General features: G+C 74.0%; 14 protein-coding genes. 11 read left to right on the top strand and 3 right to left on the bottom strand.

What is annotated here, in order from left to right; genetic code table 11:
• The first annotated feature begins 19 nt into the window (after window positions 1–19).
• The 4 genes from D7223_RS09070 to D7223_RS09055 all read left to right on the top strand — a co-directional run bounded on the left by D7223_RS09070 (window position 20) and on the right by D7223_RS09055 (window position 4,675).
• The gene (locus tag D7223_RS09070) at window positions 20–988 is read left to right on the top strand and encodes an aldo/keto reductase (protein ID WP_120726984.1); all 969 of its coding nucleotides are present in this window, start codon (window positions 20–22) and stop codon (window positions 986–988) included.
• A 638-nt stretch (window positions 989–1,626) separates the two neighbouring features.
• The gene (locus tag D7223_RS09065) at window positions 1,627–2,868 is read left to right on the top strand and encodes a sensor histidine kinase (protein ID WP_120726982.1); all 1,242 of its coding nucleotides are present in this window, start codon (window positions 1,627–1,629) and stop codon (window positions 2,866–2,868) included.
• Window positions 2,865–3,524 (top strand): response regulator transcription factor, encoded by a 660-nt coding sequence (locus tag D7223_RS09060; RefSeq protein ID WP_202864606.1) that lies wholly within the window; start codon window positions 2,865–2,867, stop codon window positions 3,522–3,524. The genes D7223_RS09065 and D7223_RS09060 overlap by 4 nt, the downstream gene beginning before the upstream one ends.
• Before the next feature lie 77 nt (window positions 3,525–3,601).
• Window positions 3,602–4,675, top strand: coding sequence for a hypothetical protein (locus D7223_RS09055; RefSeq protein WP_120726979.1), 1,074 nt, complete (start codon window positions 3,602–3,604; stop codon window positions 4,673–4,675).
• 50 nt (window positions 4,676–4,725) lie between these two features.
• Here the strand turns inward: D7223_RS09055 and D7223_RS09050 are convergent, their stop codons facing one another.
• The gene (locus tag D7223_RS09050; RefSeq protein ID WP_120726977.1) at window positions 4,726–5,193 is read right to left on the bottom strand and encodes a GNAT family N-acetyltransferase; all 468 of its coding nucleotides are present in this window, start codon (window positions 5,191–5,193) and stop codon (window positions 4,726–4,728) included.
• Window positions 5,194–5,303: 110 nt separating this feature from the next.
• Between D7223_RS09050 and D7223_RS09045 the strand changes: the two genes are divergently transcribed.
• The 3 genes from D7223_RS09045 to D7223_RS09035 all read left to right on the top strand — a co-directional run bounded on the left by D7223_RS09045 (window position 5,304) and on the right by D7223_RS09035 (window position 9,328).
• Entirely contained in the window at window positions 5,304–6,809 is a 1,506-nt protein-coding gene (locus D7223_RS09045) for a magnesium chelatase ATPase subunit I (RefSeq protein ID WP_120726975.1), read from the top strand.
• Window position 6,810: 1 nt separating this feature from the next.
• Window positions 6,811–8,763 (top strand): VWA domain-containing protein, encoded by a 1,953-nt coding sequence (locus D7223_RS09040; RefSeq protein WP_120726973.1) that lies wholly within the window; start codon window positions 6,811–6,813, stop codon window positions 8,761–8,763.
• Between the two features lie 103 nt (window positions 8,764–8,866).
• Window positions 8,867–9,328, top strand: a complete 462-nt coding sequence (locus D7223_RS09035) for a hypothetical protein (RefSeq protein ID WP_120726971.1) — start codon at window positions 8,867–8,869, stop codon at window positions 9,326–9,328.
• 39 nt (window positions 9,329–9,367) lie between these two features.
• Here the strand turns inward: D7223_RS09035 and D7223_RS09030 are convergent, their stop codons facing one another.
• Both D7223_RS09030 and D7223_RS09025 read right to left on the bottom strand, forming a co-directional pair.
• The gene (locus D7223_RS09030) at window positions 9,368–10,090 is read right to left on the bottom strand and encodes an RICIN domain-containing protein (protein WP_120726969.1); all 723 of its coding nucleotides are present in this window, start codon (window positions 10,088–10,090) and stop codon (window positions 9,368–9,370) included.
• 56 nt (window positions 10,091–10,146) lie between these two features.
• Complete coding sequence (locus D7223_RS09025) at window positions 10,147–10,431, bottom strand: DUF427 domain-containing protein (protein ID WP_120726967.1); 285 nt, start codon at window positions 10,429–10,431, stop codon at window positions 10,147–10,149.
• Window positions 10,432–10,513: 82 nt separating this feature from the next.
• Here D7223_RS09025 and D7223_RS09020 point away from each other — a divergent pair, with 82 nt between their 5' ends.
• The 4 genes from D7223_RS09020 to D7223_RS09005 all read left to right on the top strand — a co-directional run bounded on the left by D7223_RS09020 (window position 10,514) and on the right by D7223_RS09005 (window position 14,743).
• Complete coding sequence (locus tag D7223_RS09020) at window positions 10,514–11,899, top strand: FAD-binding oxidoreductase (protein ID WP_120726965.1); 1,386 nt, start codon at window positions 10,514–10,516, stop codon at window positions 11,897–11,899.
• Entirely contained in the window at window positions 11,896–13,239 is a 1,344-nt protein-coding gene (locus D7223_RS09015; protein ID WP_120726963.1) for a class I SAM-dependent methyltransferase, read from the top strand. Before D7223_RS09020 ends, D7223_RS09015 begins: the two co-directional genes overlap by 4 nt.
• A 90-nt stretch (window positions 13,240–13,329) precedes the next feature.
• The gene (locus D7223_RS09010) at window positions 13,330–13,887 is read left to right on the top strand and encodes a winged helix-turn-helix domain-containing protein (RefSeq protein WP_120726961.1); all 558 of its coding nucleotides are present in this window, start codon (window positions 13,330–13,332) and stop codon (window positions 13,885–13,887) included.
• Window positions 13,880–14,743 carry an SRPBCC family protein gene (locus tag D7223_RS09005; protein ID WP_120726959.1) on the top strand — a complete coding sequence of 288 codons (864 nt, stop codon included), beginning with the start codon at window positions 13,880–13,882 and terminating at the stop codon, window positions 14,741–14,743. Before D7223_RS09010 ends, D7223_RS09005 begins: the two co-directional genes overlap by 8 nt.
• Window positions 14,744–14,814: the final 71 nt, after the last annotated feature.

Here is a 14,814-nt window from a genome sequence, read left to right as displayed (position 1 = left end):
GGAGGGTAGCTTCGGGGACATGCGTTACGTGCAGCTCGACACCCCCAAGCCCCTGTCCAAGATCGGCCTCGGCACCTGGCAGTTCGGGTCCCGGGAGTGGGGCTACGGCGCCGACTACGAGAAGCGGGCCGCCGAGATCGTTCGTCGGGCCGTCGAACTGGGCGTCACCCTCTTCGATACCGCCGAGCTGTACGGCTTCGGCCGCAGCGAGCGGATCCTCGGCGCGGCGCTGGGCGAGGACCGGGCCAAGGTGGTGGTCGCCAGCAAGATCTTCCCGATCATGCCGGTCGCCCCGGTGGTGGAGCAGCGCGCCGTCGCCTCGGCCGCGCGGCTCGGCGTCACCAGCCTCGACCTCTACCAGGTGCACCAGCCCAACCCGCTGGTCGCCGACCACACCACGATGCGGGGTATGCGGGCGTTGCAGGACGTCGGGCTGGTCGCCGAGGTCGGGGTGAGCAACTACAGCCTGCGCCGCTGGCAGGTCGCCGAGGCCGCTCTGGGCCGGCGGGTGCTCAGCAACCAGGTCCGGCACAGCATGATCGACCGCAAGCCGGAGCACGATCTTCTTCCGTACGCCCGGCAGGCCGGCCGGGTGGTCATCGCTTACAGCCCGCTGGCGCAGGGCTTCCTGTCCGGCCGGTACGACGCGAAGAACCCGCCCACCGGCGCGGTTCGTCGCGCCAACCCGTACTTCCTGCCGGAGAACCTGGAGCGGGGCGTCACCCTCATCGAGAGGCTGCGCCAGGTTGCCGACGCCCATGACGCCACCCCCAGCCAGATCGCCCTGGCATACCTGCTGCGTCACCCCAACGTGGTGGCCATTCCGGGCGCGTCCAGCGTGGAACAGATGGAACGCAACGCCGCGGCCGCCGAGATCGACCTGGCCGACGACGAGTACGACGCGTTGGCCCGTGCGGCCCGCGAGTTCCGGCCGGTCACCGGATTGGCCGCGGTGCCGGGCTTGCTGCGGGCGCGCACCGGACGCTGAGCCGGAGGGGGGCGGACACTGAGCCGGGCACCGGGGCCGGACACCGGCGGGCTCCGGGCCGGGCCCCGCTGCGGACGGTGGCCGGACCTCGCGGTAGGTGCGCGACGACGACGAGGCAGGTAGGCAACTGCGCTCGCTTTCGAGCTGATGTCGTGGGTGGATCGGGCCGGCGGTTTCGGGCTGCTCGGCTCGACGGACGGGTGGCGTTCGGCCTCGGCGGATGTCGGGCTTGGCGGGTTGGCGGCCGGACCTGGCTGGTTGCCGGTCCGGCCCGGTTGGCGGTCCGGCCCGGTTGGCTGCCCGACCCGGCTGGCTGCCCGACCCGGCTGGCGGCCGGACCTGGCTGGTTGCCGGTCCGGCTGTCCTGCCTTTCCTGCCTCTCCAAGCTGTCCTGCCTCTCCAGGCTGTCCTGGTTCGTAAGGCTGCTGGGCGGTTGGGTCGAGGTGATCGTGCCGCCGCGATGACGTAGATGACTCAGCTCGAAAGCGGTCGTGGGAAGCCTGTCGAGCCGGTTCGCCGCCGGGTCGGCACGGCACGGCACGGAGGCGGTGGTGGGACGGCGGGATCGGTGACGAGGACGCGCCGAACTCCCCGGAGCGGGGGATCCGGGAGACGGCGGTCGGCGGGAGAATGAGCCGGTGAAGCCGCGCCGTTTCCTCCTCCCGCTGGTGGCCGGCAGCACCTGGCGACGGGGCGTGTTCCTGCTGCTCGGCGGCGTGCTGGTGCTGCCGTACCTGTTGCTGGCGGTGACCTTCGTTCAACTCCTCACCGACTCGGAGATCCCCCGGACGCTGGTGCTCGCACTGCTGGTCATCGCCGCGGCGATCGCCCTCGTGCCGGTCTTCGGCGACGGCAGCCGGGCGCTGGAGATCGCCGCCGCCCGGGCGCTGCTCGGCGTCGACCTGCCCGATCCGACCCCCGGTCACCGCGTCGACCGGGAGACCCGGCTGCGGTCCGCGCTCTGGATCGCCACCCACCTCCTGGTGGGCGGGCTGGTGATGGGCGCCCTGTTCAGCGCGCTGCCGATGGCCGTCGCGTTCATCGCCCAGCAGTTCGGGCTCGGTGACGAGTTGGTCGGGCGGGGGGAGTTCGGGCCGCTGGACGGCTGGGGCGCCGGATGGATGACCGTCGCCGGCGTGGCGTTGCTGGTGGGCCTCGGCTACGCGACGGCCGGTCTCGGCGCGCTGGCCGTGTCGATGGCGCCGGTGCTGCTCGGGCCGGCGCAGTCCGAGCGGATCGCCACCCTGGAGGCGCGTGCCGCCCGGCTGGCCGAGCGCAACCGGCTGGCCCGGGAGCTGCACGACTCGGTCGGCCACGCGCTGACCGTGGCGACCCTCCAGGCCGGCGCCGCCCGCGCGGTGCTCGACCAGGATCCGGAGTTCGTCCGGCGGGCGCTGGCTGCGATCGAGGACACCGGGCGGTCCGCCATGGACGACCTCGACCACGTGCTGGGGCTGCTCCGCGAGTCCGATTCCGGCACGGCGACCGGGCCGCAGCGTACGCTCGCCGACCTGGACCGGCTCGTGGCGGACACCCGCGCCACCGGCCTGCGGGTCGACTGCCGGCGCACCGGCGACCCCGACACCGTGCCGGCGGCGGTCTCCCGGGAGGGGTACCGGATCGTCCAGGAGGGACTGACCAACGCCGCCCGGTACGGCCGGGGGCCGGTGGCACTCCGCCTGGACGTGGGTCCGGACACCCTGGAGCTGGAACTGGTGAACGACCTGGTGCCGGCCCGCCGGGCCGGTCCGGGGCGCGGCGGCCGGGGACTGGACGGGATGCGCGAACGGGTCCTCCTGCTCGGCGGCCGGCTCACCGCCGGCCCGGACGCCGAGCGCTGGCGGGTCCGGGTCCGCCTGCCGCTGGAGGGAGCCCGGTGACCGCAGACCCGACCGGCGTGCTGATCGTGGACGACGACGAACTGGTCCGGATCGGCCTGCGGGCCATCCTCGACGCCCAGCCGGACCTGGCGGTGCTCGGCGAGGCCACCGACGGTGTCGAGGTGCTGCCGCTGGTCGCCCGCCTCCGCCCCCAGGTGGTGCTGATGGACGTACGGATGCCCCGGATCGACGGCATCCAGGCCACCCGTCGGCTCCTCGCCGCCTCCGCAGATCCGCCCCGGGTGCTGGTGGTGACCACCTTCGCCAACGACGAGTACGTCTACGACGCGCTGCGCGCCGGCGCGAGCGGCTTCCTGCTCAAGCGGGCCCGGCCGGCCCAGGTGGTGGAGGCGGTACGGGTGGTCGCCCGCGGCGAGTCGCTGCTGTTCCCGGCGGCCATCCGGCAGCTCGCCGGCGCCTACGGCGGACGGGGCGCGGACCGGTTGCGGGCCGCCCGGCTCACCGACCGGGAAGCCGAGGTGCTGCGGCTGATGACCACCGGACTGTCCAACCCGGAGATCGCCGCCGAACTGGTCGTCGGGGTGGAGACGGTGAAGACCCACGTCGGCAACCTGCTCGCCAAGCTCGGCGTGCGGGACCGCACCCAGGCCGTCATCGCCGCGTACGAGTCGGGTTTCGTCACCCCCACCGGTTGAGTGTCTCCCCCCGGCGGGGGAGCGGGTTCACCGTCGTACGGGAGGAGTGCCCGGCCGCTCCGGCCGAGGCTGGAGGCATGACGACGACCGCTCCTCCCCGCGTCCCGGCCCGCCGGTCCGACCGGCTGGACCTCCTCGCCCCCCTCGCCGCCGGCTGGCTCGGCCTCGGCGGCGCTCTCGCGCTGCTCGGCACCGTCACCGGCGCCGGATACCCGTTCGGCGCCGACGACCCGAACCGGGAGGCGAACCTGCTGCGCCTGGTACCGGCCGATCTCGGGCCGCCGGTGTTCGCCGGGGTCCTGCTCACCGCCGCGGTGCTCGCGCTGACGCTGGCCGCGCCCGCCGCCCGGCCCGCCCGCCCGGTACGTGCCGTGCTGCTCGGCTACGGCTGGGCGGTCGCGTCCGTGCTGACCGTGGTGGTGCCCGGCATGCAGGTGCTGGTGATCCTCGGGTACCTGCCGATCCTGCTGGTCGGTGCCCCGTTCGGCTGGCCGCCGGTCGACTACGCCGACGTCTTCACCGGGGCGCTGGCCGCCCGCGTCGCGTCGATCGTCGGCGGGGTGCTGCTGGCCGGCGCGCTGCTGGTCTGGCAGCGGCGTACCTCCGGGGCCTGCGCGGCGTGCGGCCGCGACGGCGCCGACCGGGGCTGGCGCACCCCGGCCGCCGCCGCCCGCTGGGGCCGGTGGGCCGCCTGGACCGCCGCCGCCGTCCCGTTCGGGTACGCGCTGACCCGCTTCGCCTGGGCGGTGGGCATCCCGCTCGGCATCGACCCCGAATTCCTCGGCGGAATGCGGGAGAGCGGCGCGGTGTGGGCGGGAGCGGGGCTGGGCGCGTTCGCCACCGTCGGTGCGGTTCTCACGCTCGGCCTGGTGGCGCGGTGGGGTGAGCTGTTCCCCCGGTGGATCCCGGTGCTGGCCGGCCGGCGGGTGCCGGTGGCGCTCGCCGTCGTCCCGGCGACCGTGGTGGCGATCGCCGTCACCGGAACCGGCCTGAGTGCCCTGAGCAGCGCGAGCTTCTGGGACCTGGGCGACGGCGTGGTGGCCTGGGGACCGTTGCTGTTCTTCCCGCTGTGGGGCGTGGCCCTGGGCGCGGCCACGTACGCGTACCACCTGCGTCGCCGGGGCGCCTGCCACCGCTGCGACCGGGGCTGAACCGCCGGTGGCCCGGTCCCGGTCACGGGGCGGGACCGGGCCACCGGGTCCTATCCGGGCAGGTCGCGGGCGTAACAGACGGAGAGCGGCTCACCCCGGTACGGCCCGAAGTTCTCGATCCGCCGGTAGCCCTCCCGCTCGTAGAAGCGCATCGCGTCGGGCTGCGCGGTGCCGGTCTCCAGCAGCAGCGTCCCGACGCCGGCGGCGCGGGCGGCGTCCTCCAGGGCGCGCAGGATCGCCGTCGCCACGCCGGTGCCGCGGGCGGGCGGGTCGACGTACATCCGCTTGATCTCGGCCTCGCCGGGGCCGAGGATCCGCAGCCCGCCGCAGCCCAGGGCGACCCCGGCGGCGTCGCGGGCGACCAGGAAGACGGTGACGCTGTCGGCCGTCGGTGCCGCGCCCGGCTCGTGGTCGTCGCTGCCGTAGCGGGCGTCCAACTCGGCGCGTTGCGCGGCGCGCAGCCGGGCGGCGTCGGTCGAATCCCACGGTTCCCGGTCGACCGACAGGGTGCTCTCCATCGCGGTTCCCCTCTCCGTAACCCCGTGTCACGGTAGCGCCCGTCCGTCGGCGGCGGAGGCGGTGGTCAACGCACCGGTCGACGCCGATCCGGTGAGCTAGCGTTGGCCGGGTGACTGCGCCTTCCCCGGTTACCCCGGTCCCCCCGGTCGACCTGCCCGCCACGCTCGGCGCGCTGCGCGCGGCCGGTCACCGGTACCGCACCGTCAAGCAGGAACTCCGTGACAACCTCCTGGCCCGGATGCGTTCCGGCGCCGACCGCTTCCCCGGCATCGTGGGCTACGACGACACCGTGCTGCCCGAGGTCGAGCGGGCGCTGCTCGCCGGCCACGACCTGGTGCTGCTCGGCGAGCGCGGCCAGGGCAAGACCCGGCTCATCCGCTCGCTGGTCGGGCTGCTCGACGAGTGGACGCCGGTGATCGCCGGCTCGGTGCTCAACGAGCATCCGCTGCACCCGCTCACCCCGGCCTCCCGGGCCCGGGTGGCCGAGGCCGGCGACGACCTGCCGGTCGGCTGGCTGCACCGCTCGATGCGGTACGGCGAGAAGCTCGCCACCCCGGACACCAGCGTCGGTGACCTGATCGGCGACGTCGACCCGATCCGGATCGCCCAGGGCCGCACCCTCGGCGACCCGGAGACCATCCACTTCGGCCTGGTACCCCGCACCAACCGGGGCATCTTCGCCGTCAACGAGCTGCCCGACCTGGCCGAACGGATCCAGGTGGCGCTGCTCAACGTGCTGGAGGAGCGGGACATCCAGGTTCGCGGCTACCAGTTGCGGCTGCCGCTGGACCTTTTCCTGGTGGCCAGCGCCAACCCGGAGGACTACACCAACCGGGGCCGGATCATCACCCCGCTCAAGGACCGCTTCGGCGCCGAGGTCCGCACCCACTACCCGCTCGACCTCGACCTGGAACTGAACCTGATCCGCCAGGAGGCCGACCTGGTCGCCGAGGTCCCCGAGCACGTGCTGGAGGTCCTCGCCCGGTTCGCCCGCGCGGTGCGGGAATCGCCGTCGGTGGACCCGCGCTCCGGCGTCTCCGCCCGGTTCGCCATCGCCGCCGCCGAGACGGTCGCGGCCGCCGCGCTGCGCCGCTCCGGCCTGCTCGCCGCCGCGCCCGAGGTGTCAGGAGGGGAGTTGGGAGGGGACCCTTCCTCTACCGGAGGCGTCAACAGGGGGCCCTTCCTTTCCGAAGCGCCGGTGGCGCGGGTGGGGGACGCGGTGTCGGTGACCTCGACGCTGCGCGGGAAGGTGGAGTTCGAGAGCGGCGAGGAGGGCCGCGAGGTGGAGATCCTCGGTCACCTGCTGCGTACGGCGACCGCCGAGACGTTCCGGGCCCGCCTGGCCGGCCTGGACCTCTCCGGCTTCACCGCGCTTGTCGACGACGGCCGGGTGATCGAGACCGGCGAGCTGGTCGGCTCGGCCGACCTGCTCGGTCAGGTGGGCACCGTACCCGGCCTGGCCAAGGTGCTGGACCGGCTCGGCCTCGGTGACGCGACCAGCCCGGAGCAGGCCGCCGCCGGCGTCGAGTTCGTCCTGGAGGGGCTGCACCTGACCCGCCGGCTCGGCAAGGACGTCACCGACTCCGGCCGGACCCGCTACGGCAACCGGGCCTGACATGGCCGGCAACCGGTTCCGGTACGGGCAGTGGCACGACGGCCCCGATCCGCTGGCGCCCCCGTACGACGTGCGGGCGGCGGTGGACGCGGTCGGCTCCGAGGTGCTGGCCGGTGGCAGCCTCCGGGAGGCGCTGCGCAACCTGCTGCGCCGTGGCCCGCAGGGGCGCGGTGGCCTCGACGACCTCGCCGCCCGGGCCCGCCGGTTGCGCCGTGCGGCGCTGCGCCGCGGTGACCTGGACGGCGCGGTGACCCGGTCCCGGGCCCTGCTCGACCAGGCGCTCGCCGCCGAGCGCGACGCGCTGCGCGGGCGCGACGACGAGGACGCGCGGTTCGCCGAGGCGGTGCTGGACAACCTGCCCCGCTCGACGGCCCGTGCGGTGCAGGAGCTGTCCGGGTACGAGTGGGCCAGCGACGAGGCCCGGCAGACCTACCAGCGGATCCTCGGCGGACTGCGGGACGAGGTGCTCGGGCAGCGGTTCGCCGGGCTGCGGGAGGCCGCGCGCGCCGCCGGTGACCCCGAGGTGCAGCGTCGGCTCGCCGAGATGATGGGCGACCTCAACGACCTCTTGACGCGGCACGCCCGGGCGGAGGACACCACCGACGCGTTCGCCGAGTTCATGCGCCGGCACGGCGAGTTCTTCCCGGAACAGCCGAGGGACGTCGACGAGTTGGTCGACGTCCTGGCCCGGCGCTCGGCGGCCGGGGAACGGCTGATGCGCTCGCTGTCCGACCGGCAGCGGGAGGAACTGGCCGGCCTGATGCGCCAGTCCCTCGGCGACCGGCTCTCCGACCAGCTGTCCGCGCTCGACGCCAACCTCCGGGCGCTCCGCCCGGACCTGGGCTGGGGCCGGGGCGAGCGGGTACGGGGCGCCGAGCCGCTCGGGTACGCCGACGCGGCCGGTGCGCTGGGCGAGATCGGTGAGCTGGACGAACTGCTGGACTCACTCGAACAGGAGCACCCGGGCGCGTCCCTGGACGACGTCGATGTCGACGCGGTCGCCCGGACGCTGGGCCGGGACGCCGCCGACGACGTACGCCGGCTGCGTGAGCTGGAGCGGGAACTGCGCCGGCAGGGGTGGGTGAGCCGGGACTCGGACGGGCTGACCCTGAGCCCGAAGGCGCTGCGCCGGCTCGGCGGCACCGCCCTGCGCCGGGTCTTCGCCGACCTGACCGCCGGCCCGCGTGGCCAGCACGACCTGCGGTCGGCCGGCGCGGCCGGCGAGGTCAGTGGCGGGTCGCGCGCCTGGGAGTACGGCGACGAGCAGCCGCTGGACGTGGTCCGCACCCTCACCCGGGCGGTCAGCCGGTCCGGCGGCGGCGTGCCGGTGCAGCTGGCGGTCGAGGACTTCGAGGTGGTGGAGACCGAACGCCGGTCGTCGGCGGCGGTGGCGCTCTGCGTGGACCTGTCGTACTCGATGATCTCGCAGGGCCGGTGGGGTCCGATGAAGCAGACCGCCCTGGCGCTGTCGCACCTGATGGCGACCCGGTTCCCGCAGGACGCGCTGCAGATCGTCGGCTTCGGCCGGGAGGCGCAGCCGCTGACCCAGCGGGAGCTGGCGGCGGTCGAGCCGGACATGCAGCAGGGCACCAACCTCCAGCACGCGCTGCGGCTGGCCGGCCGGCACCTGCGGCGGCACCCGGACGCCGAGCCGGTGGTGCTGGTGGTCACCGACGGTGAGCCGACCGCGCACCTGGACCCGGACGACGGGGAGGCGCTGTTCCACTGGCCGCCGCTGCCGGAGACCATCGAGGCGACGGTCCGGGAGGTGGACCGGTTGGCCCGGTACGGCGCCACGCTCAACCTTTTCATGCTGGGCGACGACCCGGGTCTGCGCCGCTTCGTCGACGCGGTGGCCCGCCGCTCGAAGGGCCGCGTCTTCACCCCCGACCTGGACGACCTCGGCGAGTACGTCGTCTCCGACTACCTCCGCTCCCGCCGCACCCGCCGCTGATCGGCCTCTCCCGGTCGGGCTGAACCGCGCCGGGCCACCCGTCCGGGTGACCACGAACGGCGAACCCGGCGTGGGCCGCCGACCGGCGGGGTTGACTGGGGTCATGGACAGCGGGGCGTTGCGGCGGGCGTACTCCGACGTGCTCGCCGAGGTCGACGCCGGCGGGTTCGGGGTGGCGCCGGCCGGGATGCTCGGCGCCGAGCAGATCGTGGCGCACCTCGCCGCCAACGACGAGGTGATGAGCGAGGCCACCGAAGCCGTGCTCGCCGGCGCGCCGTTCGCGTACTACGACCTCGCGGGTGTGCACCGGCCGGAACTCGACGCGCTGGCCGCCGAGTGCGGGGGCCTGGACGGGCTGGCCACCCTGCTGCGGGCCACCAGCCAGAAGCTGCTGACGCTGGTCGACCGGTTGGGCCCGGCGGCCGACACCCCGGTCGAGACGCACCTGCGGGAGGGCTTCGACCTGGTCGTCGACGAGCCGCTGCCGTGGGCCCGGGTGATCGACCTGCACACCCGGGTCCACCTGCCCAAACACCAGGCCCAGCTGCAGACCCTCCGCCGGTGACCGCACGGCGTCGGTCGGGGACCGCCTACCGGGGCTGACTCAGCCGACCAGCCACTGCTGTTCGACCCCACCGGCGCACGCTGCCTGTTCCACGTCGTCGCCGGCCTCGGTGCCGCCGTCGTCGACCTGCCCGCACTTGCCGCTGTGCAGCGGGGCCAGCAGCACCGGGCCGGTGCCGGTCGGCACCAGCCGCCACTGCTGGTTGGCCCCGCCGTTGCACGGGAACTGCTGGATCTTGGCGCCGTCGTCGCCGCTGACGCCCTCGACGTCGAGGCAGAGCCCGTATGCGGCGTTGGTCAGCGTCACCACGTCCCCGCTCACCGGGTTGGCCACCCACTGCTGCTCGGGCCCGCCGGTGCAGGCGGCGAGCTGGGCGGCGGCCTTCTCGCCGCTGCCGTCGACGCCGAGGCACAGGTTCGAGGCGACCGCGCGGAACACCTTCGGCCCGGTCGGTGGGCCTGGTGCGGCCGGCGGGGTGGGCGACGGCGCGGCCGGGGTGGTCGGTGCCGGCTGGTCCGTCGTGGGGTTCGCCGCGGGCGTGGGGCCGGCCGCCGTCGGCGCGCCGGCCGCGGCCGGGACCACCGGCTGGTCGCCGCCGCCGCCGAGCACCCCGGTGGCGAAGAAGACCCCGAGGAGTACGCCGACCACGCCGACCGCCAGCGCGGCACGCAGCAGCGGGTCACCGGACAGCCGGGGCCGGGCTGCCGGGCGACCGCCGTACACGGTGCCGGAATCGTCGGGTCGGCGCGCGGGGACGGGCATACCGGCATCCTCACCCACCGGAGGGGTCGATGGCCAACCGTCCCGCACCCGGTGACTCAGTCGACGACCGTGACGTCCTTCCAGAACGCCACCCGGTCCCGGACCAGCTCGGCGTCCGGCTTCGGCTCCGGGTAGTACCAGACCGCGTCGGCGCTGGTCCGCCCGTCGTGTTCCAGGGTGTAGTACGAGGCGGTGCCCTTCCACGGGCAGACCGTGTGGGTGTCCGACTCGCGGATCAGGTCGTCGCGGAGGGCGGCGCGCGGGAAGTAGTGGTTGCCCTCCACCAGCACGGTGTCGTCGCTCTCGGCGACGACCAGGTCGTTCCAGACGGCTTTCGGCATGCCCCCACGCTATGCCGTACGGCGCGGCACGACCACGGTGGACATCCCACGGGATCCGGTTCCGGGCGCGTAAGGTGATCGCATGCACGCGGTGCGTGATCATGATTCGGCGGTGGCGCAGCTGCGACGGTCGTACGCGGCGGTGCCGCCGGGGGAACCGATCCGGCTGGCCAAGCGCACGTCCAACCTGTTCCGGCCACGCAACGCGCCCCGGGCGCCGGGGCTCGACGTGCGCGGGCTGGGCGGGGTGCTGACCGTCGACCCGGCCGCCCGCACGGCCGACGTGCAGGGCATGTGCACCTACGAGGACCTCGTCGACGCGACCCTGCCGCACGACCTCATGCCGCTGGTGGTGCCGCAACTGCGCACCATCACCCTCGGCGGGGCGGTGACCGGCCTCGGCATCGAGTCCACCTCCTTCCGCAACGGGCTGCCGCACGAGTCGGTGGTGGAGTTGGACGTGCTCACCGGGGCCGGCGAGATCGTCACGGCGCGCCCGGACGGGCCGCACGCCGACCTGTTCGCCGCGTTCCCCAACTCGCTGGGCAGCCTCGGTTACGCCACCCGGCTGCGCATCGAGCTGCAACCCGTACGCCGGTTCGTGGCCCTGCGCAACGTCCGGTTCACCCGACTGGCGGTGCTCGCCGACGCGATCGCCGAGATCTCCGCCACCCGCGCCTGGGCGGGCGAGCCGGTGGACGCGCTGGACGGGGTGATGTTCAGCCCCGGCGAGGCGTACCTGGTGCTCGGCTCCTTCACCGACGACGCCGCCGGGCCGCCGAGCGACTACACCGGCCAGGACATCTACTACCGGTCGCTGCGCCGGCGCACCCACGACCTGCTCACCACGTACGACTACCTGTGGCGTTGGGACACCGACTGGTTCTGGTGCTCGTCGGCGTTCGGTGTGCAGCACCCGGTGGTGCGGCGGGTCTGGCCGGCGCGCTGGCGACGCAGCGACGTCTACCACCGGCTGGTCCGGTGGGAGCACCGGCACCGGGTGGCCGCCCGGATCGACCGGTGGCGGGGCCAGCCCGCCCGGGAACGGGTCGTGCAGGACGTCGAGATTCCGCTCGACCGGACGGCCGACTTCCTGCACTGGTTCGCCCGCACGGTCGGCATGACCCCGGTGTGGCTCTGTCCGCTGCGACTGCGGGAGCCGGACGGTCCGGGGTCGGCCCGACCCTGGCCGCTCTACCCGCTACGGCCGGGGCGGGACTACGTGAACGTCGGTTTCTGGGGGAGCGTGCCGGTCGCCGAGGGTGCCGCCGACGGGGACGTGAACCGGGCGATCGAACGCGAGGTGTCGGAGTTGGGCGGGCACAAGTCCCTCTACTCCGACGCGTACTACGACCGGGCGGTGTTCGACCGGCTCTACGGCGGCGACACCTGGCGGGCGGTGAAGGACCGCTACGACCCGGACCACCGGCTCACCGGACTGTACGAGAAGGCGGTAGCACGACAATGAGCCTGACCGATCGAGACCGGGGAGCGGCGAGCGCTCCCGCCACCCCGCCGGCGGGGGGCCGGCGACCGCGTCCCACCGTGGCCGACGTGGTCCGCGCGTTGACGACCGGGGACCTGCCGGTGCGGGTCACCGGGTACGACGGCAGCGCGGTCGGCCCGGCCGACGCCGGGATCGGCCTGTCCATCCGCTCCGAGCGGGGCCTGACCTACCTGCTCACCGCCCCCGGCGACCTGGGCATGGCCCGGGCGTACGTCAGCGGCGACCTCGTCCTGCGTGGGGTGCACCCGGGCGACCCGTACGAGGCGTTGCGGGTGCTCAAGGACCAGCTGCGGTTGCGGACGCCACCGGTGGCCGAGGCGCTGAGCCTGGTGCGGGGGCTGGGCTGGGAGCGGCTGCTGCCGCCGTTGCCGCCGCCGCAGGAGGCGCTGCCCCGCTGGAAGCGGGTGGTGAACGGGCTGCGGCACTCCCGGTCGCGGGACAGCACCGCGATCTCGCACCACTACGACGTGTCGAACGCCTTCTACGAGAAGGTGCTCGGCGAGTCCATGACGTACACCTGCGCGGTCTACCGTTCGCCGGACGACACCCTGGAGCAGGCGCAGGCGGCCAAGTACGACCTGGTCGCGCAGAAGCTGGCGCTGAAGGCGGGGATGCGGCTGCTCGACGTGGGCTGCGGCTGGGGCGGCATGGTCCGGCACGCGGCCCGCGAGTACGGCGTACGCGCGCTCGGGGTGACCCTGTCGAAGGCGCAGGCGCAGTGGGCGCGGGCGGCGATCGAGCGGGAGGGGCTGACCGGCCTGGCCGAGGTGCGGCACCTGGACTACCGGGACGCGCCCCGGGAGCAGTTCGACGCGGTCTCGTCGATCGGCCTGACCGAGCACATCGGGGTGCGCAACTATCCGGCCTACTTCGGGGCGCTGGCCAACCGGCTGCGGGTCGGCGGGCGGCTGCTCAACCACTGCATCACCCGTGCCGACAACCGCGCGCCGCACCGGTCCGGCGCGTTCATCGACCGGTACGTCTTCCCGGACGGCGAGCTGGCCGGCCCGGGCCGGGTGATCTCGGAGATCCACGACGTGGGCCTTGAGGTGCACCACGAGGAGAACCTGCGGCAGCACTACGCGCTGACGCTGGCCGCGTGGTGCCGCAACCTGGCATCGCACTGGGACTTCTGCGTCTCCGAGGTGGGCCAGGGCACCGCTCGGGTGTGGGGGCTCTACATGGCCGGCTCGCGGATGGCGTTCGAGCGCAACGGCATCCAGCTGCACCAGGTGCTGGCCACCCGCAACGGCCCGGACGGGGTGAACGGCTACCCGCTGCGCCCCGACTGGCTGGCCTGACAGATCGGCGAGAGCCGCGCCGAACGCTTCGGCGCGGCTTTCCCCGAAGCAATTGACAAAGAAGTTTTGTACGTACAAACTGATTTTGCCATGAGAGACGTCCTGTACCTGGAGCAGATCGAGCAGGCCGAAGCCCTGCTCAAGCCGCAGCGTGTCGAGATCCTCCGGCAGCTGGCCGAGCCGCGCACGTGCACCGAGATCGCGGCCCGGATGGAGCAGACCCCCCAGCGGGTCTACTACCACGTCAAGCAGCTGGTCGCCGCCGGCCTGGTGGAGCTGGTCAACGAGCGCCGGGTCCGGGGCATCAACGAGGGCATCTACCAGGCCGTCGCCCGGTCCTACTGGCTGTCCCCCCGCCTGGTGGGGCGCATCGGCGGCCGCCGGGTGCGCGACGAGCTGAGCCTCGGCTACCTGCTCGACCTGATGGAGGAGGTCCAGGCCGACGTCGCCGCGCTGGACCGCACCGCCGGAGAACTCCCCTCGGTCGGGGTGTCCGGCGAGATCCGGGTCCCCCCGGAGCACCGCCAGCAGTTCCTGCACGACCTGCAGGCGACCCTGCAGGACCTGTTCACGCGCTACGGCGGCGCCGAGGGAGACGCCTTCAAGCTCGCCGTGGCCGTCTACCCGAAGGGAACCGACCGTGACTGACCAGATGATCCTCCGCGTCCGCCTCGCCGCGCCCGTCGCGACCGTCCACCGCGCCCTGACCGACCCGGCCGAGCTGCGCGTCTGGCTGGCCGAGCAGGTCGAGGTCGAGCTACCCGCGCGGTACGCGTTCTGGGGGCGGCACACCCCCGAGGGCGACGCCCCGCACCAGCGCCTCCTGCACGTCGACGACCACTCGCTGCGGTTCTCCTGGCTGCTCGACGGGGTCGAGACCACCACCGGGTTCGCCCTCGCCGAGGACGGGCCCGACGCGACCGTGCTGACCCTGGAGCAGAGCCACGTCGACTTCGCCGCGGCGACGAGTGGCAGCACCATCGGCGTCCTGCAGACCTTCTGGGCGCTGTCGCTCGCCAACCTGGCCGCCCACCTGGAGGGGCAGCCGCTGCTGCCGAAGACCGACTTCACCTCCGCCGAGCTGCGCGGCGAGCTGGTCATCGCGGCCCCCGCCGACAAGGTGTGGGAGTCGCTCACCGACTCCGGACAGGCCAGCGCCTGGTTCGGCTACCCGATCGGCATCGAGCCCTGGGTCGGTGGCCGGTACGCGATGGGCGGCTTCGAGTCCGGTCACGCGGCCAAGGTGGTCGACCTCGACCCGGGCCGGCGGATGTCCGTGGACTGGGGACCGATCGGTGTCACCACCTGGGAGCTGGCCGAGTCGCAGGGAAAGACCACGCTCACCTTCGTGCAGAGCGGCTTCGACGAGCAGCACCCCCCGTACAGCGCCTGGGCCGGGTCGGTCTCCGGGCTGGCCGAGCTGCGCCGCTTCCACGAGATGGCGGACTGGCAATCGATCTGGCTCTCGGTCGAGGTGCCCGGCCTGGAGCCGGCGGCGGGCTGACGCCGCGTGCCGACCCGACCGTCCCGGGGCCGAGCCACCACCGGTGGACCGGCCCCGGGACGGAGGTGATT

Origin of the sequence: Micromonospora endolithica (genome assembly GCF_003626595.1) — a bacterium.
Lineage (GTDB): Bacteria > Actinomycetota > Actinomycetes > Mycobacteriales > Micromonosporaceae > Micromonospora > Micromonospora endolithica.
The sequence above is the reverse complement of the archived record's forward strand: the minus strand, read 5'-3'. Positions and strand labels throughout refer to the sequence as shown.

What these genes read in the sequence shown, in the direction of transcription:
- D7223_RS09055 (WP_120726979.1), top strand. Translation starts at nt 3,602, where the DNA reads ATGACGACGACCGCTCCTCCCCGCGTCCCGGCCCGCCGGTCCGACCGG.
- D7223_RS09010 (WP_120726961.1), top strand. Translation starts at nt 13,330, where the DNA reads ATGAGAGACGTCCTGTACCTGGAGCAGATCGAGCAGGCCGAAGCCCTG.
- D7223_RS09030 (WP_120726969.1), bottom strand. Translation starts at nt 10,090, where the DNA reads ATGCCCGTCCCCGCGCGCCGACCCGACGATTCCGGCACCGTGTACGGC.
- D7223_RS09015 (WP_120726963.1), top strand. Translation starts at nt 11,896, where the DNA reads ATGAGCCTGACCGATCGAGACCGGGGAGCGGCGAGCGCTCCCGCCACC.
- D7223_RS09020 (WP_120726965.1), top strand. Translation starts at nt 10,514, where the DNA reads ATGCACGCGGTGCGTGATCATGATTCGGCGGTGGCGCAGCTGCGACGG.
- D7223_RS09070 (WP_120726984.1), top strand. Translation starts at nt 20, where the DNA reads ATGCGTTACGTGCAGCTCGACACCCCCAAGCCCCTGTCCAAGATCGGC.
- D7223_RS09025 (WP_120726967.1), bottom strand. Translation starts at nt 10,431, where the DNA reads ATGCCGAAAGCCGTCTGGAACGACCTGGTCGTCGCCGAGAGCGACGAC.
- D7223_RS09035 (WP_120726971.1), top strand. Translation starts at nt 8,867, where the DNA reads ATGGACAGCGGGGCGTTGCGGCGGGCGTACTCCGACGTGCTCGCCGAG.
- D7223_RS09050 (WP_120726977.1), bottom strand. Translation starts at nt 5,193, where the DNA reads ATGGAGAGCACCCTGTCGGTCGACCGGGAACCGTGGGATTCGACCGAC.
- D7223_RS09040 (WP_120726973.1), top strand. Translation starts at nt 6,811, where the DNA reads ATGGCCGGCAACCGGTTCCGGTACGGGCAGTGGCACGACGGCCCCGAT.